The organism is Burkholderia sp. MSMB1498, assembly GCF_001526245.1.
GTDB lineage: Bacteria > Pseudomonadota > Gammaproteobacteria > Burkholderiales > Burkholderiaceae > Burkholderia > Burkholderia savannae.
The window spans coordinates 1-22,016 of sequence record NZ_LOYJ01000121.1 but is presented as its reverse complement, the minus strand read 5'-3'; the positions used below and the strand labels follow the sequence as shown (position 1 = coordinate 22,016).

The 22,016-nt window shown below is 69.1% G+C and carries 22 protein-coding genes; 13 read left to right on the top strand and 9 right to left on the bottom strand.

From position 1 onward, the window contains the following. The first annotated feature begins 160 nt into the window (after positions 1-160). Positions 161-601, top strand: a complete 441-nt coding sequence (locus WS91_RS28330) for a GNAT family N-acetyltransferase (RefSeq protein WP_038744606.1) — start codon at positions 161-163, stop codon at positions 599-601. Positions 602-997: 396 nt separating this feature from the next. On the opposite strand, the gene WS91_RS28325 is transcribed toward WS91_RS28330, so the two are convergent. Both WS91_RS28325 and ygfZ read right to left on the bottom strand, forming a co-directional pair. Further along, positions 998-1,849 (bottom strand): NRDE family protein, encoded by an 852-nt coding sequence (locus WS91_RS28325; RefSeq protein WP_059671461.1) that lies wholly within the window; start codon positions 1,847-1,849, stop codon positions 998-1,000. 70 nt (positions 1,850-1,919) lie between these two features. Next, complete coding sequence (gene ygfZ, locus WS91_RS28320; protein ID WP_038744604.1) at positions 1,920-2,966, bottom strand: CAF17-like 4Fe-4S cluster assembly/insertion protein YgfZ; 1,047 nt, start codon at positions 2,964-2,966, stop codon at positions 1,920-1,922. 78 nt (positions 2,967-3,044) lie between these two features. Here ygfZ and mltG point away from each other — a divergent pair, with 78 nt between their 5' ends. The 10 genes from mltG (at position 3,045) to WS91_RS28270 (ending at position 12,367) form a co-directional block, all read left to right on the top strand. Then, positions 3,045-4,064, top strand: coding sequence for an endolytic transglycosylase MltG (mltG, locus tag WS91_RS28315; RefSeq protein ID WP_038744603.1), 1,020 nt, complete (start codon positions 3,045-3,047; stop codon positions 4,062-4,064). Further along, complete coding sequence (tmk, locus tag WS91_RS28310) at positions 4,065-4,685, top strand: dTMP kinase (RefSeq protein ID WP_038744601.1); 621 nt, start codon at positions 4,065-4,067, stop codon at positions 4,683-4,685. A 19-nt stretch (positions 4,686-4,704) separates the two neighbouring features. Then, complete coding sequence (locus WS91_RS28305; RefSeq protein WP_038744600.1) at positions 4,705-5,733, top strand: DNA polymerase III subunit delta'; 1,029 nt, start codon at positions 4,705-4,707, stop codon at positions 5,731-5,733. Positions 5,734-5,767: 34 nt separating this feature from the next. Further along, the gene (locus tag WS91_RS28300; protein WP_038744599.1) at positions 5,768-6,274 is read left to right on the top strand and encodes a GNAT family N-acetyltransferase; all 507 of its coding nucleotides are present in this window, start codon (positions 5,768-5,770) and stop codon (positions 6,272-6,274) included. Positions 6,275-6,351: 77 nt separating this feature from the next. Next, on the top strand, positions 6,352-7,161 hold the full coding sequence (locus tag WS91_RS28295) for a TatD family hydrolase (RefSeq protein ID WP_038744597.1): 810 nt from the start codon (positions 6,352-6,354) through the stop codon (positions 7,159-7,161). A 12-nt stretch (positions 7,162-7,173) separates the two neighbouring features. Continuing rightward, positions 7,174-7,896 carry an ankyrin repeat domain-containing protein gene (locus tag WS91_RS28290; protein ID WP_038744596.1) on the top strand — a complete coding sequence of 241 codons (723 nt, stop codon included), beginning with the start codon at positions 7,174-7,176 and terminating at the stop codon, positions 7,894-7,896. A 73-nt stretch (positions 7,897-7,969) separates the two neighbouring features. Beyond that, complete coding sequence (locus WS91_RS28285) at positions 7,970-8,323, top strand: Rap1a/Tai family immunity protein (RefSeq protein WP_038744594.1); 354 nt, start codon at positions 7,970-7,972, stop codon at positions 8,321-8,323. Between the two features lie 66 nt (positions 8,324-8,389). Then, on the top strand, positions 8,390-9,577 hold the full coding sequence (locus tag WS91_RS28280; RefSeq protein ID WP_059642993.1) for a mechanosensitive ion channel family protein: 1,188 nt from the start codon (positions 8,390-8,392) through the stop codon (positions 9,575-9,577). Positions 9,578-9,841: 264 nt separating this feature from the next. Beyond that, entirely contained in the window at positions 9,842-11,020 is a 1,179-nt protein-coding gene (locus WS91_RS28275; protein ID WP_059580897.1) for an AAA family ATPase, read from the top strand. 282 nt (positions 11,021-11,302) lie between these two features. Continuing rightward, positions 11,303-12,367: a glycosyltransferase family 4 protein gene (locus WS91_RS28270; RefSeq protein WP_038744591.1), complete on the top strand. Its 1,065-nt coding sequence runs from the start codon at positions 11,303-11,305 to the stop codon at positions 12,365-12,367. 178 nt (positions 12,368-12,545) lie between these two features. Here WS91_RS28270 and WS91_RS28265 read toward each other — a convergent pair whose 3' ends face one another. From WS91_RS28265 to WS91_RS28255, 3 genes are all read right to left on the bottom strand, one after another. Beyond that, positions 12,546-13,133, bottom strand: a complete 588-nt coding sequence (locus tag WS91_RS28265) for a BPSL1445 family SYLF domain-containing lipoprotein (RefSeq protein ID WP_038744590.1) — start codon at positions 13,131-13,133, stop codon at positions 12,546-12,548. 212 nt (positions 13,134-13,345) lie between these two features. After that, positions 13,346-13,789, bottom strand: coding sequence for a membrane protein (locus WS91_RS28260; RefSeq protein ID WP_038744588.1), 444 nt, complete (start codon positions 13,787-13,789; stop codon positions 13,346-13,348). A 208-nt stretch (positions 13,790-13,997) separates the two neighbouring features. Next, positions 13,998-14,288, bottom strand: coding sequence for a PsiF family protein (locus WS91_RS28255; RefSeq protein ID WP_038744586.1), 291 nt, complete (start codon positions 14,286-14,288; stop codon positions 13,998-14,000). 497 nt (positions 14,289-14,785) lie between these two features. Here WS91_RS28255 and WS91_RS28245 point away from each other — a divergent pair, with 497 nt between their 5' ends. Next, positions 14,786-15,829 carry an asparaginase gene (locus WS91_RS28245; protein ID WP_038744584.1) on the top strand — a complete coding sequence of 348 codons (1,044 nt, stop codon included), beginning with the start codon at positions 14,786-14,788 and terminating at the stop codon, positions 15,827-15,829. Between the two features lie 175 nt (positions 15,830-16,004). On the opposite strand, the gene lysM is transcribed toward WS91_RS28245, so the two are convergent. From lysM to gcl, 4 genes are all read right to left on the bottom strand, one after another. Continuing rightward, entirely contained in the window at positions 16,005-16,475 is a 471-nt protein-coding gene (lysM, locus tag WS91_RS28240; protein WP_038744583.1) for a peptidoglycan-binding protein LysM, read from the bottom strand. Between the two features lie 651 nt (positions 16,476-17,126). Continuing rightward, positions 17,127-18,032 carry a 2-hydroxy-3-oxopropionate reductase gene (locus tag WS91_RS28235; protein WP_038744581.1) on the bottom strand — a complete coding sequence of 302 codons (906 nt, stop codon included), beginning with the start codon at positions 18,030-18,032 and terminating at the stop codon, positions 17,127-17,129. A gap of 91 nt (positions 18,033-18,123) precedes the next feature. Then, positions 18,124-18,933, bottom strand: a complete 810-nt coding sequence (gene hyi / locus WS91_RS28230; RefSeq protein ID WP_059642983.1) for a hydroxypyruvate isomerase — start codon at positions 18,931-18,933, stop codon at positions 18,124-18,126. A gap of 119 nt (positions 18,934-19,052) precedes the next feature. Beyond that, complete coding sequence (gcl, locus tag WS91_RS28225; protein WP_059580770.1) at positions 19,053-20,828, bottom strand: glyoxylate carboligase; 1,776 nt, start codon at positions 20,826-20,828, stop codon at positions 19,053-19,055. A 164-nt stretch (positions 20,829-20,992) separates the two neighbouring features. Here gcl and WS91_RS28220 point away from each other — a divergent pair, with 164 nt between their 5' ends. After that, complete coding sequence (locus tag WS91_RS28220) at positions 20,993-21,904, top strand: LysR family transcriptional regulator (protein ID WP_038744577.1); 912 nt, start codon at positions 20,993-20,995, stop codon at positions 21,902-21,904. Positions 21,905-22,016 lie beyond the last annotated feature (112 nt).

Genomic DNA, 22,016 nt, shown 5'->3' with positions numbered 1-22,016 from the left:
GGGCGATTGCCGCGGGATCATGTTCGTCAGACGATATCGATGCGGGTCCGGCCGCTCTCGGGAGCGGTCCGGGCGACATGAAACGACCGGACAAGCGCGGCGCGCACGCGGCAAGCGGCATGCGGCGTCCGATCCGAATGGGCTAACGAGGATGCGGCACATGGACAGCATCGAGATCGAAACCGGCGACTGGTCGCACCTCGGCTGCGACGCATCACGAATTCGCGACGCGGTGTTCGTGCGCGAGCAGCGCATTCCGGCCGAGCTCGACCTCGACGACGACGATCCGCATGCGCATCACGCGGTTGCGTATCTGGTCGACCGAGCGGCGGGCGCACGACGCGCGGTCGCGACGGGGCGGCTGCTGCCGACGGGCGCGATCGGTCGGGTGTCGGTGCTCGCCGACGCGCGCGGGCGCGGCGTCGGCTCGCGGCTCCTGGATGCGCTCCTCGCCGAAGCGCGGGCGCGCGGCGACGCGCTCGTGCGGCTCTATGCGCAGCAACGTGCGATCGCGTTCTATTTGAGGCTCGGTTTTCGGATCGTCGGCGAGCCGTTCGTCGAGGCGGGCGTGCCGCATGTCGAGATGGCGCGCGAGCCGTGAGCGGCGATGCGGCATCGGGCGAGTGCGCCGGACGGGCGGGTGCATGCGAAGCGTGTAACGAGGGGCGGAGCGCGATTGCGATCGGTCTGAGCGGCTGTAATGGATGAACGGATTGGAGCGCGGGGAGGCGCCGCGACGGGGCGTGGCGCCGTCGCGATCGCCGATTTCGGTTCGGCGGCCTTTGTCGCTCGGCGCAGGCGCTCCCAATTTTCGACGTGGTCGGACGCGCGACTTCGCGAACTATGAGCCGGAAGCTCGGAAGCTCGAAATCCGTTGCCCGAAGTGGAGTCCGGAGCATGAAGCCGGCGCTCGAAAAAAAGAGCACGGTGGAGCTGGCCGCCAGCCCGCCGTCGATGCCGGCTCCGAACCTGGACCCTGGACCCGCAGCCGAAACCGTTACCGCGCCGCGGCGCCCCCGCCGTCCGCGTCGAACGTGAACGCGCGCTCGAACGTGCCCGGCCGCACAATCCGGTGCGAGCCGTCGTCGTCGCAGCGCTCCTTGACGTCGAACTTCAGCCGTCCCTCGACATCGCGCCCGACGCGCAGCGCGGTCGTGCCGCGCGATCCGTATTCGGGTGTCTCGATGAACGCGGCGGACAGCGCGCGCTCGCGCTCGATCGGAATGCCGGTGTGCGGCAGCGCGTCGTCCGCCGCTTCGCGCGCGTCGCGCATCATCCCGATCAGCGCGTCGAGCGGCGCCGCCGCGTCCCGGGTCAGCAGTGCGCCGAGCTCGCTGCGCTTGTTGACGAGCTTCGGCCAGGGCGTATCGAGCCGCGCGTTCGACAGCCCGTGCACGCCGGGCGCGACGAGCGCGGGTGCGCCGGGGGCCGGCTGCGCGTCGGCCGGACGATTGCAGTACCATGCGAGCTCGCCGCGCTTGACGTCGCCCGCGAGCAGCGTGAAGCCGTTGTAGAACACGGCCTTCTCGGCGACGTTCGCGAGATAGTCGAGCGGCGCCATGTTCTTGCCCGTCAGGAACTCGGACACGAGCTTGCCGCGCGTCGGCGCGCCGGCGCGGATATCGAACGGCGCGCGGTAATTGGTGAGCGCGGCGAAGCGGCCGTCGCGCGCGACGCCGAGCCATGTGCCGCCGCCCTCGAGATCGCGGCCCGCGAGCACGTGCGGCGCGTCGCTCCACCAGCTGAGCGGCGCGCTCGTGCGGCGGAAGAATTCGTCGCGGTTCGCGGCGAGCGTCAGCACCGGGCCTTGCGCGGCGTCGGGCTGCCAATCGAATACGATCAGGCACATCGGGCGATATCCTCGCTGGGTGAGGCCGGGCGGCGCGCCGCGGCGCATGCCGTCCGGCGGCGCGCGGCCGTCAGGCTTCGGCGGGCAGCGCGTAGGGAAGCGGCAGGAACGCGAGCGTCGGACCGCTCGCGGATGCTAGGTGGACCGAGCCGCTCTCGAGCGCGGCGAGCTTGATCTCGACGAGCGCGTCGACGCCGCCCTCGGGCGCCGCCGCCGCGTTCACGATCATCCCGCACGGCTGGCCGGGGTCGTCCGAATGATAGAGCTCGACGCCCGCATGCGCGGCGTCGGTGCCCACGGCGAGGTGCGCGAGCGCGGTGCGGCGCTTGATCGTGCCGCGATACTGGCTGCGGGCGACGACTTCCTGGCCCGGATAGCAGCCCTTGCGGAAGTTCACGCCGCCGATCACGTCGAAGTTGACCATCTGCGGGACGAACTGCTCGGCGGCGGGCTGCGTGATGCGCGGCTCGCCCGCGCGTACGTCGAGCCAGTCCCAGACGGCGGCCGACACGCGCGGCAGCGCGGCTTCGAGCGTGGGCAGGCGCGCGTCGAGCTCGGCGCGCGCGGCGATCCACAGATAGCGCGCGCGGCCGGCCGCGTCGGGCAGGCGGATCAGCGCGCCGGCGGGCGCGTCGACCTTCGTATGGACGCCGTCCGGCAGCGCGTCGAAGACGCCCGACAGCGCGGCGCGCACGTCGCCCGCGAAGCCGACCGCGACGAGCGCGCCGCTCGCGTCGGCGAGCTTCGCCTTCGCGCGCAGCACGAACATCGACAGGCGCTTCTGCACGGCGGGCTGCACGTCCTTCGACACGAGAAGGCGCACGTCGTGACCCGCGCGCCATGCGAGGAGCGACGCGAGCAGGCGCCCCTTCGGCGAGCAGTAGCCGGCCAGGCGCGCGCTCGCCGCATCGAGATGCTCGATGTCGTTGGTCAGCTGGCCGTGCAGGAACGTCGCGGCGTCGGCGCCCGTCACATCGACGATGCCGAACTGTTCGAGCACCGTGAACGCGCCGCGCTCGAGCACGGCGGCGAAATCGTCGGGGCGCGGACGGGGCGGCGCCGGCAGCGCGGCGGGGACGGCGGCCTGCGCGGCCGGGGAGGCGATCGGTGTGCTCATGGAATGAGGGAACAGTCAATCCTGACTTTGGCAGAGGCGAGCAAGTATTATATGGGTCTTACCTGATTCACGTTCCGCATGTCCCTACTGAAGAAGTGCGCCGCGTTCGCGGCGCTCGCCGTCGTATTGCTGGGCGCCGCTTGCGCGGGCGGCGCCTATTACTGGGCCACTCGGCCGCTCGCGCTCGCCACGCCGACCCTCGACGTCACGATCAATCCCCGCAGCAGCGTGCGCAGCGTCGCGCAGCAGCTTGCGCACGGCGGCGTGCCCGTCGAGCCGAGGCTCTTCGTCGCGATGACGCGCGCGCTGTTCCTGTCGAGCCGGCTCAAGTCGGGCAACTACGAATTCAAGACGGGCGTGACCCCTTACGAGGTGCTGCAGAAGGTTGCGCGCGGCGACGTCAACGAGTACGTCGTCACGGTGATCGAGGGCTGGACGTTCCGGCGGATGCGCGCGGAGCTCGACGCGAACGCGGCGCTCGCGCACGCGAGCGCCGGGATGAGCGACGCGGAACTGTTGCGCGCGATCGGCGCGTCCGACGAGGCCGTGGCGCGCGGCAGCGGCGAGGGCCTGTTCTTTCCGGACACCTACCTGTTCGACAGGGGCGCGAGCGACCTGAACGTCTATCGCCGCGCGTACAAGCTGATGCAGACGCGCCTGGCCGACGCGTGGACGGCGCGCCGGCCCGGCCTGCCGTTCCAGACGCCTTACGAAGCGCTGACGATCGCGTCGCTCGTCGAGAAGGAGACGGGGCGCGCGGCCGATCGCGCGTTCGTCTCGGGCGTGTTCGCGAACCGCCTGCGGGCCGGGATGCCGCTGCAGACCGATCCGTCGGTGATCTACGGAATGGGCGATGCGTACGCCGGGCGGCTGCGCAAGCGCGATCTGCAGACGGACACTCCGTACAATACCTACACGCGCCGCGGGCTGCCCCCGACGCCGATCGCGCTGCCGGGCGAGGCGGCGCTCTATGCCGCGGTGAACCCGGCGGCGACGTCCGCGCTCTATTTCGTCGCGAAGGGCGACGGCACGAGCGTTTTTTCGGACACGCTAGGGGATCACAACAAGGCCGTGGACAAATACATACGAGGTCAATGAATGGCGCGTGGCAAATTCATCACGTTCGAAGGGATCGACGGCGCGGGCAAGACCACGCATCTGCAGTGGTTCTGCGACCGGCTTCAGGAAAGGCTCGGGCCGGCCGGCCGGCACGTGGTCGTCACGCGCGAGCCGGGCGGCACGCAGCTCGGCGAGACGCTGCGGGAGATTCTCCTGAACCAGCCGATGGATCTCGAGACCGAGGCGCTGCTGATGTTCGCCGGCCGGCGCGAGCATCTCGCGCTCGTGATCGAGCCCGCGCTCGCGCGCGGCGACTGGGTCGTGTCGGACCGCTTCACCGACGCGACGTTCGCGTATCAGGGCGGCGGGCGCGGGCTGCCGCGCGACAAGCTCGAGGCGCTCGAGCGCTGGGTGCAGGGCGGCTTCCAGCCGGATCTGACGGTGCTGTTCGACGTGCCGCCGCAAGTCGCGAGCGCGCGCCGCGGCGCGGTGCGGATGCCGGACAAGTTCGAAAGCGAATCGGACGCGTTCTTCGCGCGCACGCGCGCCGAGTATCTGCGCCGCGCGCAGGAGGCGCCGCATCGCTTCGTGATCGTCGATTCGAGCGAGCCGATCCCGCAGATCCGCAAGAAGCTCGACGGCGTGCTCGCCGCGCTGTGACGAAAGGACGACGCGAACGATGATCTATCCGTGGCAGACCGACGACTGGAACCGCCTGCAGGCGCTGCGCGCGCATTGGCCGCACGCACTTTTGCTGTACGGCCAGGCGGGGATCGGCAAGCTCGCGTTCACGCGGCATCTCGCGAAGGGCTTCCTGTGCGAGGCGCCGCATGAGAACGGCGAGCCGTGCGGCGCGTGCGCCGCGTGTTCGTGGTTCGAGCAGGGCAACCACCCCGATTACCGGATTGTCGTGCCGGAGGCGCTCGCAGCCGAGCTGCCGGGCGCGGCCGACGAGCCGAAGGCCGCCGACGCCGACGAAGGCGGCAAGAAGACCAAGACGCCGAGCAAGGAAATCAAGATCGAGCAGGTGCGCGCGCTCGTCGACTTTTGCGCAATCGCGTCGCATCGCGGCGGCGCGCGCGTCGTCGTGCTGTATCCGGCCGAGGCGCTCAACGTCGCGGCCGCGAACGCGCTGTTGAAGACGCTCGAGGAGCCGCCGCCGGGCGTCGTGTTCCTGCTCGCGTCCGCGCGCATCGACCGGCTTTTGCCGACGATCGTGAGCCGTTGCCGCCAGTGGCCGATGGCGGTGCCCGCGCTCGACTCGGCGGCGGCCTGGCTCGCGGCGCAGGACGTCGCCGACGCGGGCGCGCTGCTCGCCGAAGCGGGCGGCGCGCCGCTCGCCGCGCTCGCGCTCGCGAACGACGAGAACCGGCCGCTGCGCGACTGGACGCTCGCGCAGCTCGCGGCGGGCGCCGCGTGCGATCCGTTCGCGTGCGGCGAGACGCTGCAGAAGCTGCCCGTGCCCGTCGTGCTCGGCTGGCTGCAGCGCTGGCTGTACGACTTGCTCGCCGAGCGCGCGGCGGGCGCGCCGCGCTATTTTCCCGCGCAGCGCGCGGCGCTCGCGCGCTGCGCGGCCGCCGTCGATTCGAACGCGTTCGCGCGCTTCCTGAAGACGGTTACGCGGCAGCGCGCGGTGGAGAACCATCCGCTCAGCGCGCGCCTCGTGTTCGAAGAGCTGTTTCTCGGCTACCGCGAGCTGTTCGCGTAGCCTGCCAACCGTTTCATCTATCGGATTGCCTTCCATGACCGAGCTTGCCTATCGCGACGCCACGCCGGACGACCTGCCCGCGATCGTCGCGATCTACAATTCGACGATCGCGTCGCGCCGGGTGACGGCCGACACCGAGCCCGTGACGATCGAAAGCCGCCGCGCGTGGTTCGACGCGCACAATCCGCACGTGCGGCCGCTGTGGGTCGTCGAGGGCGCGGGGCAGGTGATCGCGTGGCTGAGTTTCTCCGATTTCTACGGGCGTCCGGCATACGGCCATACGGCGGAGATCAGCATCTATCTCGACGAGGCCGCGCGCGGCAACCGGCTCGGCAGCCGGCTGCTCGAGGCGGCGCTCGCGAAGGCGCCGGCGCTCGGCATCCACACGGCGCTCGGCTTCATCTTCGGCCACAACGAGCCGAGCCTGCGGCTCTTCGCGCGCTACGGCTTCGCGACCTGGGGCACGCTGCCGCGCGTCGCGGTGCTCGACGGCGTCGAGCGCGATCTCGTGATCGTCGGCAAGCGGCTCGTCGAAGCGTAAGCGCGCGGCGCAGCCGGCGCGCCCGCTTCGCCGGCGCCGTCGCGCGCTGCGCGTCGCGCAGCAAGGAAGAATTCAACATGTTCGTCGATTCACACTGTCACATCAATTTCGAAGGCCTCGCCGACCGTCTGCCGCAAGTGCTGGACAACATGCGCGAGCACGGCGTCACGCACGCGCTTTGCGTATCGGTCGATCTCGAGACGCTGCCGTCCGTGCTCGCGATCGCGCGCGATCACGACAACGTTTTCGCGTCGGTCGGCGTGCATCCCGACCACGAGGACGCGAAGGAGCCGACGGTGGCCGAGCTCGTCGAGCTCGCCGCGCATCCGAAGGTGGTGGCGATCGGCGAGACGGGCCTCGACTATTACCGCCTCGAAGGCCGCTCGATCGCCGACATGGAGTGGCAGCGCGCGCGCTTTCGCACGCACATTCGCGCGGCGCACGCGACGGGCAAGCCGCTCATCGTCCACACGCGTGCGTCGTCGGAGGATACGCTGCGGGTCATGGCCGAGGAGCGCGCGAGCGTGCCGGGCGGCGTGATGCACTGCTTCACCGAGCCGTGGCCCGTCGCCGAGGCCGCGCTCGCGCAGAACTTCCACATCTCGCTTTCCGGCATCGTCACGTTCAAGAACGCGACCGACGTGCAGGACGTCGCGCGGCGCGTGCCGCTCGACCGGCTGCTGATCGAGACCGATTCGCCGTATCTTGCGCCGGTGCCGTATCGCGGCAAGCCGAATGAACCTGCGTACGTCAGCCATGTCGGACGCTTTATCGCGGCGCAACGCGGGATGACCGACGAGGCGCTCGGCGCCGCGACGTCGCAGAACTTTTTCCGGCTGTTCAAGATCGCCCGCGCGGGCGACGCCAGCCCAGTCAACCAGGGGTAGGAGCTGAAAAAAATGAAGTCGATCAAACACTTGTCGAAACAACGCACGATGAGCGCCGTGCTGCGCACGCTCGCGGTCGCGGGCGGGCTCGGCGTGTTCGCGGCGGCGCCCGCGCACGCGGAGTCGCTCGACGGGATCGTGAAGGCCGTCAAGTTCGACGACATCAAGGACATCTCGAAGCAGCTGAAGAACGGCCTCGACCCGAACACGATCGCGCCGAACGGCGATCCGCTCCTCGTGATCGCCGCGCGCGAGAAGTCCGATCAGGTCGCGGCGGCGCTCGCCGCCGCGCCGAACGTCGAGCTCGACAAGGAAGACAAGGCGGGCGAGAACGCGCTGATGCTCGCCGCGCTGAACGGCGATCTGCCGCTCGTCAAGCTGCTCGTCGACAAGGGCGCCGAAGTGAGCAAGAAGGGCTGGTCGCCGCTGCACTACGCGGCGACGAACGGCAACGACGAGGTCGTCAAGTATCTGCTCGACAAGTCCGCGTACATCGACGCCGCGTCGCCGAACGGCACGACGCCGCTGATGATGGCGGCGCGCGGCAACCACGGCTCGACCGTCACGCTGCTGCTCGACCAGGGCGCCGATCCCGCGCTGAAGAACCAGCTCGGCGTCACCGCGCTCGACTTCGCGAAGCACTACAACGCGCCGGACGCAACCGGGATTCTGTCGAAGCGCACGGTGCGCATCGGCGACGCGCCAGCGCCGAATGCGCAAAAGAGTGCAAAATAGTGACTTTCGGCGCGGCGGGCTGCCGCGCCTTTCGAAGTATCGGCGGTTTCGCCTCCTGACATAAGGAAGATTCATGTTGCGGGCTATGTTTTGCGCCGCCGCGTTCGCCGTGCCGCTGACGGCGGCCGCCTTCACGGCCGGCGACCTCGACAAGCTGTGCGCGAAGACCGACGTCAAGTCGCGGGCGTCGTGCGCGGCGTACATCGAGGGCGCGGCGGACGGCGTCTACAACACGATCGACGCGATCGGCGGCACCACGGGGCCGCGCGTCGGCCAGTACTTCTGTCTGCCGCCCGACATCAAGTCGCAGCAGATGACCGACGCGGTGCGCAAGTACATCGCGGAGAACCCCAAGCTCGCCGACTACAACGCGAGCACGGCGGTGTCGCTCGGGCTCGGCAAGGCGTTTCCCTGCCGCGGCTATTGATCCGGGCCGGCCGCCGCCCCGGCGCGGGGACGCGTTCCCCGCGAACCTGACGGAGACACGGCGCGCATGTTGACGATCGACGACCTGTGGCGCATCGCCGATGCGCCGCTTCATAGCTGGCTCGGCACGCTGGCCGTGTCGGCGCTCGTCGTGCTCGTGATCGCGGGCATTCACCGGATCGGCGCGCGCATCGTCGTGCCGATCGCCCGGCCTTATCCGGTCATGAGCGAGATCGTGTCGTACGCCGACCGGCCGTCGCTCGTCCTGCTGTCGTTCCTCGCGCTCGAGTTCCTGTGGCTGCAGGTCGACGAATCGCTGCCGCATGCGGGCGGGCTGCGCACGATCGCGGCGGTCGGCACGATCGTGGCGCTGACTTGGCTGCTGATGCGGCTTGCCGCCGCGGTCGGCGACGCGATCATCCGCGCGCATCCGATCGACACGCCCGACAACCTCGAGGCGCGCCGCATCCACACGCAGACCCGCGTGCTCGCGCGAACCGTGATGGTGCTGATCGTGATCGTCGGCGCGGGCGCCGCGCTGATGACGTTTCCGAACGTGCGGCAGGTCGGCGCGAGTCTTCTCGCGTCGGCGGGCGTCGCGGGCCTCGTCGCCGGCATCGCCGCGCGCCCGGTGCTCGGCAACCTGATCGCCGGGCTGCAGATCGCGCTGTCGCAGCCGATCCGGCTCGACGACGTCGTCATCATTCAGGGCGAGTGGGGGCGCATCGAGGAGATCACGGGCACCTATGTGTCGGTGCGCCTGTGGGATCAGCGGCGGCTCGTCGTGCCGCTGCAGTGGTTCATCGAAAATCCCTTTCAGAACTGGACGCGCAGCAGCGCCGAGCTGATCGGCACGGTGTTCCTGTACGTCGACTATCGGCTGCCGCTCGAGCCGCTGCGCGCGGAGCTCGCGCGGATCGTCGCCGCCGCGCCCGAATGGGACGGCCGCGTGCAGGTGCTGCAGGTGACCGACGCGACCGAGCGCTCGATGCAGTTGCGCGCGCTCGTCAGCGCGCGCGATTCGTCGCTTGCGTGGGATTTGCGCTGCCGCGTGCGCGAGGGGCTCATCGCGTTCATCAACGCGCACTATCCGCACTGCCTGCCGCGCGAGCGCAACGAATGGACGGCGCCCGACGCCGGCGCGCGCGAGCCGCATCCGGGCGGGCGCGTGCAGGAGCCGGCCGCGAGCACGGCGGCGTTCACCGCGGCGGACCCGACGACGGCCGAGACCGGCGTGCCGCGCGCGCCGCATTGAGCGCGCCGGGCGGTGCGGCACGCCGCGTTGCGGGCATGCGCCGCGCGGGATGCGCGGGCGCACGACGCGGACATCGCGCGAGCGGTCCGCGCGGCGCGCTGGCCGAGTGGGGCCGACGTGGGGCCGACGTGGGGCCGACATAAGGCAGACATGAGGCCGACATGAGGCCGACATGAGGCCGCCGCGCGCATCGATCGCCGTTCGCCTCCTCCATCAACGATTCAACGGTTCAACAATTCGCCGATGCGATCCGCCGATTTTTCGATGCCGCCGCTCACCGCCCTCGCCATCGCCAATTACCGGTCGTTGCGCGATCTCATCGTGCCGCTCACGGCGCTCAACGTGATCACCGGGCCGAACGGCAGCGGCAAATCGAGCCTCTATCGCGCGCTGCGCCTGCTCGCGGATACCGCGCAGGGCCGGGTGATTCCGTCGCTCGCGCGCGAGGGCGGGCTGCCGTCGACGCTATGGGCGGGCCCCGAGCGCTTCTCGCGCGGCATGCTCGCGGGCGAGGTGCCGGTGACGGGCACGGTGCGCAGCGAGCCGGTGAGCCTGAAACTCGGCTTCGCGTGCGAAGACTTCGGCTACGCGATCGATCTCGGGCTGCCGCCGCTCAACGGCGAAACCGAGTTCGGGCTCGATCCGGTCATCAAGCGCGAGTGCATCTGGAGCGGGCCGATGCCGCGGCCGTCGACGCTGCTCGTCGATCGGCGCGGCGCGCAGTTGCGCACGCGCGATGAAGCGGGCGATTGGCGGACCGTTGCGCAGCCCGTCGCGAGTTTCGACAGCATGATGACCGAGTTCGCCGACCCGCGCGGCGCGCCCGAGATGATCGCGATGCGCGAGCGGATTCGCTCGTGGCGCTTCTACGATCATTTCCGCACCGACGCGCTCGCGCCCGCGCGGCTCGCGCAGGTCGGCACGCATACGCCGGTGCTGTCCGACGACGGCGGCGATCTCGCGGCCGCGCTGCAGACGATCTACGAGATCGGCGACGCCGCCGCGCTCGACGCGGCGCTCGACGACGCGTTTCCCGGCGCGCGGCTCGAGATCGACAATCCGGGCAGGCGCGGCCGCTTCGAGGTGCTGATGCGGCAGCCGGGGCTGCTGCGGCCGCTGCGCGCGGCCGAGTTGTCGGACGGCACGCTGCGCTACCTGCTGCTCGTCGCGGCGCTCCTCACGCCGCGCCCGCCCGCGCTGCTCGTGCTGAACGAGCCGGAGACGAGCCTGCATCCCGACCTGCTGCCCGCGCTCGGCCGGCTGATCGCGCAGGCGGCGGGGCGCTCGCAGGTGATCGTCGTGTCGCATGCGGCGCGCCTCGTCGCATCGCTCGAACGCGAGCCGGGCAGCCATTCGATCGTGCTCGAGAAGGCGCTGGGCGCGACGCGGATCGTCGATTCGGACGCGCTCGACTTGCCGGCATGGAAATGGCCGGCGCGATGAAGGCGGCGCGGTGAGGGCGGCAGGCAGCGGCGGCGGGGCGGCGAGCGCCGCGGAACGCCGCCGCGGCGGCACGGCGCATCGGAATCGGACAAAGAGGGCCAGGTTTCTGGGCAACGTCCGCCGCGGCTGCAAAGATGCGGCTGGGCTGAATGTATCTCGCCTGTAACAAGCCCCAAAAAATGCAATCGGTCCGCTGGGATGCGCGCCGATCGCTAATAATGGCGGTCTGCGGGCGTCGCCCGACGCCGGCTCGCGGGCCGGCCGCCACTGGAGATCGTACCCATGAGAATTGCGCAGATCGCTCCGTTGACCGAATCAGTGCCGCCGAAGCTGTACGGCGGAACCGAGCGCGTCGTGTCGTACATCACCGAGGCGCTCGTCGACCTGGGGCATGACGTGACGCTGTTCGCGAGCGGCGATTCGATCACGCGCGCGAAGCTCGACGCGGTGTGGCCGCGCGCGTTGCGGCTCGATTCGTCGATCCGCGACCGGATCGCGCCGCACATGCTGCTGATGGAGACCGTCGCGCGCCGCGCGCGGGATTTCGACGTGCTCCATTTCCACATGGATTACTACTCGTTCTCGGTCTTCAAGCGGCAGGAGACGCCGTTCGTGACGACGCTGCACGGCCGCCTCGATCTGCCGGAGCAGCAGCCGGTGTTCGACACGTTCGACACCGCGCCCGTGATCTCGATCTCGAACGCGCAGCGCCAGCCGATGCCGCAGGCGAAGTGGCTGACGACGGTCCATCACGGGTTGCCCGAGACGCTCTACACGCCGCAGCCCGTCGAGCAGTCGTATCTCGCGTTCCTCGGCCGGATCTCGCCGGAAAAGCGCGTCGACACGGCGATCCGGATCGCGCAGCGCTGCGGGATGCGCATTCGCATCGCGGCGAAGATCGACGCGGCGGACGAAGAGTATTTCGAGCGCGAGATCAAGCCGCTCTTCGCGCTGCCGCACGTCGAGTTCATCGGCGAGATCGCCGATCACGAGAAGGCGGCGTTCCTGTCGGGCGCGCATGCGCTGCTGTTTCCGATCGACTGGCCCGAGCCGTTCGGCCTCGTGATGATCGAGGCGATGGCGTGCGGCACGCCCGTCATCGCGTTCAACCGCGGCGCGGTGCCGGAGGTGATCGACGAGGGCGTGTCGGGCTTCATCGTCGAGGATGAGATCAGCGCCGTCGCGGCCGTGAACCGGCTGTACACGCTGCCGCGCAACCGGGTGCGCGCGCGCTTCGAGGAGCGCTTCACGTCGCGCCGGATGGCGCAGCAATACGTCGACGTCTATCAATCGCTGATTCGCGCGCAGAAGCGCTCGCGCTTCAAGGTGATCGATTCGGCGTCTTGAACGAACGAGGCGAGCGGCGCGGCAGGGTGCGTCTCGGCCCGCCGTCGCCCCGTGTGCCCCGGCGCCGCGCCGCGCGTTGCGGCGACGCATGAAAAAACGGCGATGCGCGGTAAAAGCGCATCGCCGTTTTCGTGTCGGCCGCCGCTTGCCATCGATGCGGCGGCCGCGTGCGCGGGCGTCAGATCTTCAGCTTCGTGACCTTCGTGCCGCTGATCGACACGTCGCCCATCAGCCCGGCGTTCGTCAGCACGATCACTTCGACGGGCGCGGTCGCCGTGGTCGTGTCGATCGCGCCGTTCGCGCCCATCTTCACGAGCGCGACCGACGCGTCGGCGCCGGCCGCCCAGCCGTCGGAGTTGCGGAATTTGTCGAGCGCGTCCTGCGTCATGAACAGGAACACGATCGCCTTCGATTGTGCGCCCGCCTGCAGGCCGACCGACAGCGACGAGGTGTTGTAGTAGCCGACCGTCGCGCCGCCCACGCGCAGCGAGCCGTTGCCCGTTTGGCCGCCGATGATGAGGCCGGCCTGGATCACGTCCGGGAACACGAGCACGCCGCGCGACTTCGCGACGAGCTCACGCGAGCCGGGCACCGTCGAGTACAGACGCGACAGCGTGGCGTCCGTGCTCGCATCGATGGCTTGACGCTTCGACGCGTTGGTCGCTGCGTTGGCGGGCTTGTCCGGCGTCGTCGTGCAACCGGCGAGCGCCAGGCTGCCCACGACGAGCGCGGCGGCGGCTTTCAACACGAGATTGCGTTTCTGCATCGTTTTTCTCCATCAAGTGTAGATCAGCGTGATTCCCGCGAACGGGTTCACGCCGGACTTTATAACACAGCGAAATGCTTTGCCTTACCGCTGTAAGGTGAAAGACCGTCAAATCGACGCGTTTCATTGTGCGGCGGCGCGTGCGTGCGCGGGTTGTCGTGGGCCAAGGTTTGCTTTGGCGGGCGAAGCCGATGCCGCGCGGCGCGCGAACGTCAGTGATGCGAAACGGGCGGCTTGATCGGCGGGCGCCGCAGCGCGCGGCGCACGAGCCCGATCACGACGCCGCATGCAAACAGGAACGCGGCGGGAACGATCCAGTAACCGACGAACGCATGCCACAGATAGCCCGCGAGCGTGCGCTTGCGCACCGCGAATTCGTCGCGCGCCTCCTGCTGACGGCGCGCGTTCGCCGCGAGCACGTTGGCGGGGCAGCCTGCCGCGCGCGCCTCGTCCGGCTCGCCGCGGCAGACCGCCGCCGCGCCCGCCGCGCGTTGCGCGCCGGTGAGCTCCCAGGTCGTGAGCGCCAGCTCGAGGTCGGCGTAGTTGTACGCCATTTCCTCGCGGATCTCGCGCACGGCGACGATCGCGACAGGCACCGCCCAGAACACGATCACGATCAGCCAGCGCCGAAACCAGCGGCTTTGTCTCCATGCCATCCCGTGCCTCCGTTTGATGCGCGGCGCGCATCTGTCATGAGGGCGGCCCGATGGCGCTTCGTTTTGGTGGGGAGGGCCGCGCTGCAGCCATCATAGAAGAAAACGCGGCGAAACGCCGCAGTCGGCCGCGCGCGAATGCGTGCGTCGCAAAAGAAAGTGCCGCGCCCGTCGAAACGGTGCGCGGCATCGTGCCGATTCGCCGGAAGCGTCAGGCGGCGGGCTTCGCCGACAGGCAGCCCTTCATGAACGCCTTGCGATCGTCGCCCGTCTTGCCGGCGGCTTGCGTGTTGCAGGCCTTCATCTTTTCCTGCTGCGACATCTTCTTCGCCGGCTTCGCCGACAGACAGTCCTTCATGAACGCCTTGCGCTCGTCGCCCGTCTTGCCGGCGGCCTGCGCATTGCATGCCTTCATCTTGTCCTGCTGGCTGTTTGCGGCGAATGCAGGCGTTGCCAGCACGCCGCCGACGAGCAGCGCGGCCATCAGCGATCGGATCTTCATTGGACACTCCCGGTGGGTGAGTTGCATCTTGTTCGATAAGCGATGAATCGCGCGGCTGCGCGGATCGCGGTTTGCATTATGGCAAATTGGCGCCGAAACGACAAAATACTCGGGGAAAACGAGCGGTGCGTTAATTTTCGCGTGACGGCCGCGCAACGGATCGGGCGCGCAGCGCGCTCGCCGGCCGTGGCCGAAATGCTTTCGCAAGGCTGCAAACGCCGGTGCCGCAAGCGTTTCGGACGGCCTTCGCGTGCGTGCGCCGCGCGCTTTTTCCGGGCGGCGCAGTCGGGCGGCGCCGGCGATTTTGTCTATTTCGAGATAACGCGAGAAGGCGCGGCGCGCGCGATCTCGCGCGTCGCGCGCGCATCGTGCGGGAGTGCGAACGGCGCGCGTCGGGCGGCGCGAGGCCGGCGCGTCCGGTTCGCGCCGCGCGTGCGCGCACTCGGGAAAACTCCGCGCTTGCCGGGCGGAGGCCGGCTGCCGTTACAATCGCGGCCATGAACGCACCGACATCTTCCAGCCCCCCCAACGTTTCGAGCGCGACGCCGCGCACGCTGCCACGCATCGCCGTTCTCGCGACGGGCGGCACGATCGCGGGCGCCGCGCCCGACGCCGCGCAGACGGCCGGCTATCAGGCGGGCGCGCTCGGCGTCGACCGGCTCCTCGCCGCCGTGCCCGCGCTCGCGCAGATCGCGACGATCGCAGCCGAGCAGGTCGCGAGCATCGACAGCAAGGATCTGTCGCCCGCGCTGTGGACGACGCTCGTCGAGCGGATCGACGCGCTCGCCGCGAGCGACGCGATCGACGGCATCGTGATCACGCACGGCACCGACACGCTCGAAGAAACCGCCTACCTGCTGCATCTGACCGTGAAGACCGCGAAGCCCGTCGTGATGACGGCGGCGATGCGGCCCGCGACCGCGCTGTCGTCGGACGGCCCGCTCAACCTGCTGAACGCGGTGGCCGTCGCAGGCAGCGAGGCGGCGCGCGGGCAGGGCGTGCTCGTCGCGTTCAACAACCGGATACACGGCGCGCGCGACGTCGTGAAGACGAGCACCTACGCGGTCGACGCGTTCCATTCGCCGGAACTCGGCGCGCTTGGCTGGGTGCAGGACGGCCGCATCGAATTCGCGCGGCGCGCGACGCGCCCGCATACGCTCGACTCGCGCTTCGCGATCGGCGCCGCGTGGCCGCAGGTCGACGTCGTCGCGAGCTACGCGGGCGCGTCGCGCGCGATGGTCGACGCGTGCGTTGCCGCGGGCGCGCGTGGGCTCGTCGTCGCGGGCACGGGCAACGGCTCGATCCACGCGACGCTGCAGACGGCGCTGGCCGACGCGGCGGCGAAGGGCGTTGCGATCGTGCGCGCGTCGCGCGTCGGCTCGGGGCACGTGATGCGCAACGGCGCGGCGAACGACGACGCGCTCGGCTTCGTGAGCGCGGGCTCGCTCAATCCGTACAAGGCGCGCGTGCTGTTGATGCTCGCGCTCGCGGCGGGCGTCGCCGACGTGCGCGAATTGCAGCGGGTGTTCGATACGTATTGATCGGCGGATAGGCGGATAGGCGGGCCGGCGCGCATCTCGCGCGCGGCGCGGCGCGCGGGCCGCTTCGCGTCCGAATGCATCGCGTCGAATCGAGCCGCAGGCGGCGTCGGCGCATAAAAGAAAAGCGGACCCGTGGGTCCGCTTTTTTCACATGATGCGCCGCTGCGCGCGTCGTTCAGGACTGCGGCGGAATCACGAGCTTCTGGCCCGGATAGATCCTGTCGGGGCTCGAGAGCATCGGGCGGTTCGCCTGGAAGATCGCGTCGTTCTTCGAGCCGTCGCCGTAGTACTTCTCGGCGATCTTCCAGAGATTGTCGCCGGAGACGACGTCGTGGTACTGCACTTGCGGATCGTCCGGTTGCAGGTCGTCGTCGTTCACGCCCGCGACGCCTTGCACGTTGCCCGCCGCCACCTTGACCTTCGCCTTCGTATCGAGGTCCGCGACGCTGCCCGACAGCGTGACGGTGCGCGACGCGCCGTCGAACGCGACCGTCAGGTTCGACGTGTCGAGGCCCTGTGCGGAGATGTAGTTCTTGATCGCATCGCCGGCCGTCTGATTGGCTGCGGCCGGATCGCTCGCGGCTTGCTCGTCGCTCTTGCCGAGCAGCTTTTCACCCGCTTCCTTGATGAACGAAAGAAGACCCATCGCAACACTCCTTCAGGTGATTGAAAAAAGATGCGCCGTGAAGTCGCGAGAAGCGCGAAAGCGGTGCGGCGCTTCTCGAAAGGCGTCGCGAAAGTGTAGGCGTTCGCGTTGCAAATTGCATGAAAAATCGCTTCGGCGAACGTAAAGAAATGTAATACGTGCTGTGACGAATCCGACAGACGGACACCCGACGACGACGTCTGACCGACCAAGGCTTCCCCGTCGGCGCCGGGTGCCGCTGCGGACCCACCTGCCGCTCTCAGCCGAAAGCGGCTTTGTTTGCCTCGCCGCATGCAACGCGCACGCGGCGAGGCGCCCCATCGACGATGCGCCGCGCGCGCATCGCGTTCGATTGCATCGAGCGTCACGCGGACGACTCGTTGTCGTGTTAAGCGACGCCGTCGCGCAGGACACGGGCGACATCGCGGCGCTGCGTTCGCTCGCGCGAACGGTGTGTTGACCGATGCCCGATTCGAGCGGCGCGCGTGCGAGCCGAACGGCGGGCATCTGCGCTTACGGCGCTCGCGCCGCGGCGCATCGGCGCTGCGCTTTTCCTCTTCGCCGATGCGCCGATGCACCGCCGATTTGCAGCCGCTTCATCGCCGCTTCATCGCACCGACGCGATTCGCCGCGCCGCGCCGCCGCATTCGTTCACGCGACTTTCTTGTCGCTTTGCGGCTCGCCGATCTCGAAGTTCGACATGATCTCGAGCGCGCGCACGATCGCCGAGTGATCCCATGCGCCGCCGCCGTTGGCCGCGCACACGCTGAAGAGCTGCTGCGCGCTCGCCGTGTGCGGCAGCGCGATGTTCATCCGGCGCGCGCCGTCGAGCGCGAGATTCAGGTCCTTGCGATGCAGGTCGATGCGGAAGCCCGGCTCGAACGTGCGCTTCGTCATCCGCTCGCCGTGCAGCTCGAGAATCCGCGACGACGCGAAACCGCCCATCAGCGCGCGCCGCACGCGCTCCGGATCGGCGCCCGAGCGCGCGGCGAAGAGGAGCGCCTCGGCGACCGCCTCGAGGTTCAGCGCGACGATGATCTGATTCGCGACCTTGCAGGTCTGGCCCGCGCCGTTGTCGCCGATGAGCGAGACGTTCCTGCCCATCAGGTCGAAGAGGGGCTTCGCGCGCTCGAACGCGCGCTGCGGGCCGCCCACCATGATCGTGAGCGTCGCATCGCGCGCGCCGACTTCTCCGCCCGACACGGGCGCGTCGAGATAGTCGCAGCCGAGCGCGTTGATCTCCTTGGCGAACTCGCGCGTGTCGAGCGGCGAGATCGAGCTCATGTCGATCACGAGCTTGCCGGCCGCGAGCCCCTTCGCGACGCCGTCGTCGGCGAACAGCGCGTTTCGCACGTCGGGCGTGTCGGGCACCATCGAGATCACGATCTCGGACGCTTGCGCGACGGCCGTCGAATTCGCTGCGACCTGCGCGTGCTCGCGCAGATCGGCGGGCACCGGATACGCGCCGTTCACGACGAGGCGGTGGCCGCCCTTGAGCAGGTTGCGCGCCATGTGCGCGCCCATGATGCCGAGGCCGATGAAGCCGATCGTTGCCATTGCGATGTCTCCCGTGAGTCCTGTGAATCGTGGATGCCTAATGTGGATGCCTAATGAGCGGATGAGCGGATGCGTTCGCGTGCGCACCGGATCACATGCCGGTGCCGGCGCGCTTCGCATCGACGCGCGCGATCTGCTGCAGCCAGCCGAGGCCTTCCGCCGTCGTCGTGCGCGGCTTGTATTCGCAGCCGACGTAGCCGTCGTAGCCGAGCGCGTCGAGCCGATCGAACAGAAACGCATAGTTGATTTCGCCCGTGCCGGGCTCGTGACGGCCCGGGTTGTCCGCGAGCTGGATGTGCGCGATCGATCCGAGATGCTTTTCGATCGTCGCCGCGAGCTCGCCCTCCATCCGCTGCATGTGATAGATGTCGTATTGCAGGAAGAGGTTGTCGGCGCCGGCCGCGCGGATCACGTCGAGCGTTTCGGCGCAGCGGTTGAGCGCGAAGCCCGGGAGGTCGTACGAATTGCAGGGCTCGACGAGCAGGCGCATGCCGGCCTTCTTCAGTTCGGTGGCGGCGAAGCGCAGGTTCTCGACGATCGTCGCGAGCGTCGCGTCGCGCTTTGCGCTCGCCGGCGCGATGCCGACGAGGCAATTGAGCTGCGGCACCTTCAGCGCGCGCGCATAGTCGATCGCGCGGCCGACGCCGTCCTGGAATTCGCCGACGCGATCGGGCAGGCACGCGATTCCGCGCTCGCCCCGATCCCAGTCGCCCGCGGGCAGGTTGTGCAGCACGAGGCGCAGGCGGTTCGCTTCGAGCCGCTCGGCAAGCTCCTCCTTTGCGTACGGATACGGAAACAGGAACTCGACGGCGGAAAAGCCCGCGTCGGCCGCCGCCTCGAAACGGTCGAGAAACGGCACCTCGTTGAACAGCATCGTCAGATTGGCTGCGAATTTCGGCATGTTCGTGGTCTCGCTGGTCGGTCAGTTGAGCAAGTCGAATCGGTCGAACTGAACTGATCAGCGATGCTGATCAATCCAATCGAGCAAGCAAACAAGTAAAGCGGCGAGCGCGATGCGCATCAGTCGAGCAGCGAGATCGCGGTCGGCGCATGCTCGGCCTTCTCCGCGAGATCCTCGAACTCGTTGATCGCGTCGATCTCGGCGCCCATCGAAATGTTCGTCACGCGCTCGAGCATCACCTCGACGACGACGGGCACGCTGAACTCGGCCGTCAACTGCCGCGCGCGCTCGAGCGCGGGCGCGATCTCCTCGGGCTTGAACACGCGCAGCGCCTTGCAGCCGAGCCCCTCGGCCACGGCGACGTGATCGACGCCATAGCCGTTCACCTCGGGCGCGTTGATGTTGTCGAACGCGAGCTGCACGCAGTAGTCCATGTCGAACGCGCGCTGCGCCTGGCGAATGAGGCCGAGATACGAGTTGTTCACGACGACGTGCACGTACGGCAGCTTGAACTGCGCGCCGACCGCGAGCTCCTCGATCATGAACTGGAAGTCGTAGTCGCCCGACAGCGCGACGATCGGGCGCTGCGGATCGGCCGCGCGCACGCCGAGCGCGGCGGGAATCGTCCAGCCGAGCGGGCCCGCCTGGCCGCAGTTGATCCAGTTGCGCGCCTTGTACACGTGCAGGAACTGCGCGGCCGCGATCTGCGACAGCCCGATCGTGCTCACGTAGCACGTGTCGCGGCCGAACGCCTTGTTCATCTCTTCGTACACGCGCTGCGGCTTCACGGGCACGTCGTCGAAATGCGTCTTGCGCTGCAGCGTGCGCTTGCGTTGCCGGCAGTCGGCGGCCCACGCGCCGCGATCCTTCAGCTTGCCCGCGGCCTTCCATTCGCGCGCCACGTCGACGAACAGCTCGAGCGCCGCCTTCGCATCCGACACGATGCCGAGATCGGGGCCGAACACGCGGCCGATCTGCGTCGGCTCGATGTCGACGTGCACGAACTTGCGGCCCTTCGTGTAGACGTCGATGCTGCCCGTGTGGCGGTTCGCCCAGCGGTTGCCGATGCCGAGCACGAAGTCGGACGCGAGCAGCGTCGCGTTGCCGTAGCGGTGCGAGGTCTGCAGGCCGACCATGCCCGCCATCAGCGGATGGTCGTCGGCGATCGCGCCCCACGACATCAGCGTCGGGATCACCGGCACACCGAGCGTTTCCGCGAATTCGACGAGCAGATGCTCGGCCGCCGCGTTGATCACGCCGCCGCCCGACACGATGAGCGGGCGCTCGGCTTCGTCGAGCATCGCGAGCGCGGCCTCGATCTGCGCGCGCGTCGCGCGCGGCTTGTAGATGGGCAAGGGCTCGTAGGTGGCGATGTCGAACTCGATCTCGGCGAGTTGCACGTCGATCGGCAGATCGATCAGCACGGGGCCCGGGCGGCCCGAGCGCATCAGATGGAACGCCTGCTGGAACACGCGCGGCACGAGCGCCGGCTCGCGCACCGTGACCGCCCATTTCGTGACGGGCTTCGCGATCGATTCGATGTCGACCGCCTGGAAGTCTTCCTTGTAGAGCCGCGCGCGCGGCGCCTGGCCGGTGATCGCGAGGATCGGGATCGAATCGGCCGATGCGCAATAGAGGCCCGTGATCATGTCGGTGCCGGCGGGGCCCGACGTGCCGATGCACACGCCGATGTTGCCGGGGGCGGCGCGCGTGTAGCCTTCCGCCATGTGCGACGCGCCTTCGACGTGCCGCGCGAGCACGTGCCCGATCGCGCCCGAGCGGCGCAGCGCCGAATACAGCGGGTTGATCGCGGCGCCCGGCACGCCGAACGCGGTCTGCACGCCTTCCTTCTCGAGCACGAGCACGGCGGCGTCGACGGCTCTCATCCTGGCCATGAAATGTCTCCTAGTTCGATGCGAATCGCGGGTATCGCTGGTGTCGAAGACACTTTAGGGACACCGGAAAGGTTTGATAAGATTCGCTCGAGTCGCTTATTTCGAAACTAAAAGTATCGAATGCCGGGCGCGGGCGGCCGCGCGGGGCGGTGAGGAGACGGCGGATGGACCGGTTCAAGCAGATCGAGACCTTCGTGCGGGTCGCCGACGCGGGCAGCCTCGCGGCGGCCGCGCTCGAGGAAGGGGTGTCGCCCGTCGTGCTCGGGCGGCGCATCGACGCGCTCGAGAAGCGCCTCGGCGTGAAGCTGATGTACCGGTCGACGCGGCGGCTCGTCGTCAGCGAGGACGGCGCCGCGTTCCTCGAGCGTTGCCGCGGGCTCCTCACCGAATGGGCGCAGGCGGAAAACGAGATGGCGGCCGGGCGCCGCGCGGTGAGCGGGCACCTGATCGTGTCGGCGCCCGCTGCGTTCGGGCGCAAGCACGTCGCGCCGCTCGCGCCCGGGTTCATCGCGGACAAGCCCGACTTGCAGATGTCGTTCAATCTGACCGATCGCGTCGTCGATCTCGTGCGCGAGGGCTACGACCTGTCGATCCGGATCGGCGGCGCGGTCGATCCGAACTTCGTCGCGGTGAAGCTCGCGTCGAACCGGCGCGTCGTGTGCGGGACGCCCGAGTACCTGCGCCGGCACGGCCGGCCGAAAACGCTCGACGATCTCGCGGGCCACAACTGCCTCGCGTTCAATCTGCAGGGCGGGCAGAACCGCGGCTGGTACTTCCGGCGCAACGGCAAGCTCGTGACGATGCGCGTGTCGGGCGCGCTCGACTGCAACGACGGCGAGCTGCTGCACCGCTGGGTGTCGGAAGGGCTCGGGCTCGGCTGGCGCTCGACGTGGGAGATCGCGCAGCAGCTCGCGCGCGGCGAGCTCGAAACGGTGCTCGACGAATTCGCGCTGCCCGACTACGACATCCTCGCCGTCTATCCGCAGCAACGCTACGTGCCGGCGCGGGTCCGCTATTTCATCGACTATCTGCGCGCCGCGTATGCGCGGCCCGGGTACTGGGAAGGCGCCGTCTGAGCGCCGCGGCGCCGCGCGCGTTCTTTCGCGCGCGGCGCCAGTCCGCCAGTCCGCCAGTCCGCCAGTCCGCCAGTCCGCCAGTCCGCCAGTCCGCCAGTCCGCCAGTCCGCCA

Excerpts from the sequence above, each read along its gene's own strand:
- lysM (WP_038744583.1), bottom strand. The coding sequence starts at position 16,475 with ATGGGTCTTCTTTCGTTCATCAAGGAAGCGGGTGAAAAGCTGCTCGGC.
- WS91_RS28290 (WP_038744596.1), top strand. The coding sequence starts at position 7,174 with ATGAAGTCGATCAAACACTTGTCGAAACAACGCACGATGAGCGCCGTG.
- ygfZ (WP_038744604.1), bottom strand. The coding sequence starts at position 2,966 with ATGAGCACACCGATCGCCTCCCCGGCCGCGCAGGCCGCCGTCCCCGCC.
- mltG (WP_038744603.1), top strand. The coding sequence starts at position 3,045 with ATGTCCCTACTGAAGAAGTGCGCCGCGTTCGCGGCGCTCGCCGTCGTA.
- WS91_RS28235 (WP_038744581.1), bottom strand. The coding sequence starts at position 18,032 with ATGGCAACGATCGGCTTCATCGGCCTCGGCATCATGGGCGCGCACATG.
- WS91_RS28280 (WP_059642993.1), top strand. The coding sequence starts at position 8,390 with ATGTTGACGATCGACGACCTGTGGCGCATCGCCGATGCGCCGCTTCAT.
- WS91_RS28220 (WP_038744577.1), top strand. The coding sequence starts at position 20,993 with ATGGACCGGTTCAAGCAGATCGAGACCTTCGTGCGGGTCGCCGACGCG.
- tmk (WP_038744601.1), top strand. The coding sequence starts at position 4,065 with ATGGCGCGTGGCAAATTCATCACGTTCGAAGGGATCGACGGCGCGGGC.
- WS91_RS28265 (WP_038744590.1), bottom strand. The coding sequence starts at position 13,133 with ATGCAGAAACGCAATCTCGTGTTGAAAGCCGCCGCCGCGCTCGTCGTG.
- WS91_RS28300 (WP_038744599.1), top strand. The coding sequence starts at position 5,768 with ATGACCGAGCTTGCCTATCGCGACGCCACGCCGGACGACCTGCCCGCG.
- WS91_RS28260 (WP_038744588.1), bottom strand. The coding sequence starts at position 13,789 with ATGGCATGGAGACAAAGCCGCTGGTTTCGGCGCTGGCTGATCGTGATC.
- WS91_RS28275 (WP_059580897.1), top strand. The coding sequence starts at position 9,842 with ATGCCGCCGCTCACCGCCCTCGCCATCGCCAATTACCGGTCGTTGCGC.
- hyi (WP_059642983.1), bottom strand. The coding sequence starts at position 18,933 with ATGCCGAAATTCGCAGCCAATCTGACGATGCTGTTCAACGAGGTGCCG.
- WS91_RS28305 (WP_038744600.1), top strand. The coding sequence starts at position 4,705 with ATGATCTATCCGTGGCAGACCGACGACTGGAACCGCCTGCAGGCGCTG.
- WS91_RS28295 (WP_038744597.1), top strand. The coding sequence starts at position 6,352 with ATGTTCGTCGATTCACACTGTCACATCAATTTCGAAGGCCTCGCCGAC.
- WS91_RS28330 (WP_038744606.1), top strand. The coding sequence starts at position 161 with ATGGACAGCATCGAGATCGAAACCGGCGACTGGTCGCACCTCGGCTGC.
- gcl (WP_059580770.1), bottom strand. The coding sequence starts at position 20,828 with ATGGCCAGGATGAGAGCCGTCGACGCCGCCGTGCTCGTGCTCGAGAAG.
- WS91_RS28285 (WP_038744594.1), top strand. The coding sequence starts at position 7,970 with ATGTTGCGGGCTATGTTTTGCGCCGCCGCGTTCGCCGTGCCGCTGACG.
- WS91_RS28255 (WP_038744586.1), bottom strand. The coding sequence starts at position 14,288 with ATGAAGATCCGATCGCTGATGGCCGCGCTGCTCGTCGGCGGCGTGCTG.
- WS91_RS28325 (WP_059671461.1), bottom strand. The coding sequence starts at position 1,849 with ATGTGCCTGATCGTATTCGATTGGCAGCCCGACGCCGCGCAAGGCCCG.
- WS91_RS28245 (WP_038744584.1), top strand. The coding sequence starts at position 14,786 with ATGAACGCACCGACATCTTCCAGCCCCCCCAACGTTTCGAGCGCGACG.
- WS91_RS28270 (WP_038744591.1), top strand. The coding sequence starts at position 11,303 with ATGAGAATTGCGCAGATCGCTCCGTTGACCGAATCAGTGCCGCCGAAG.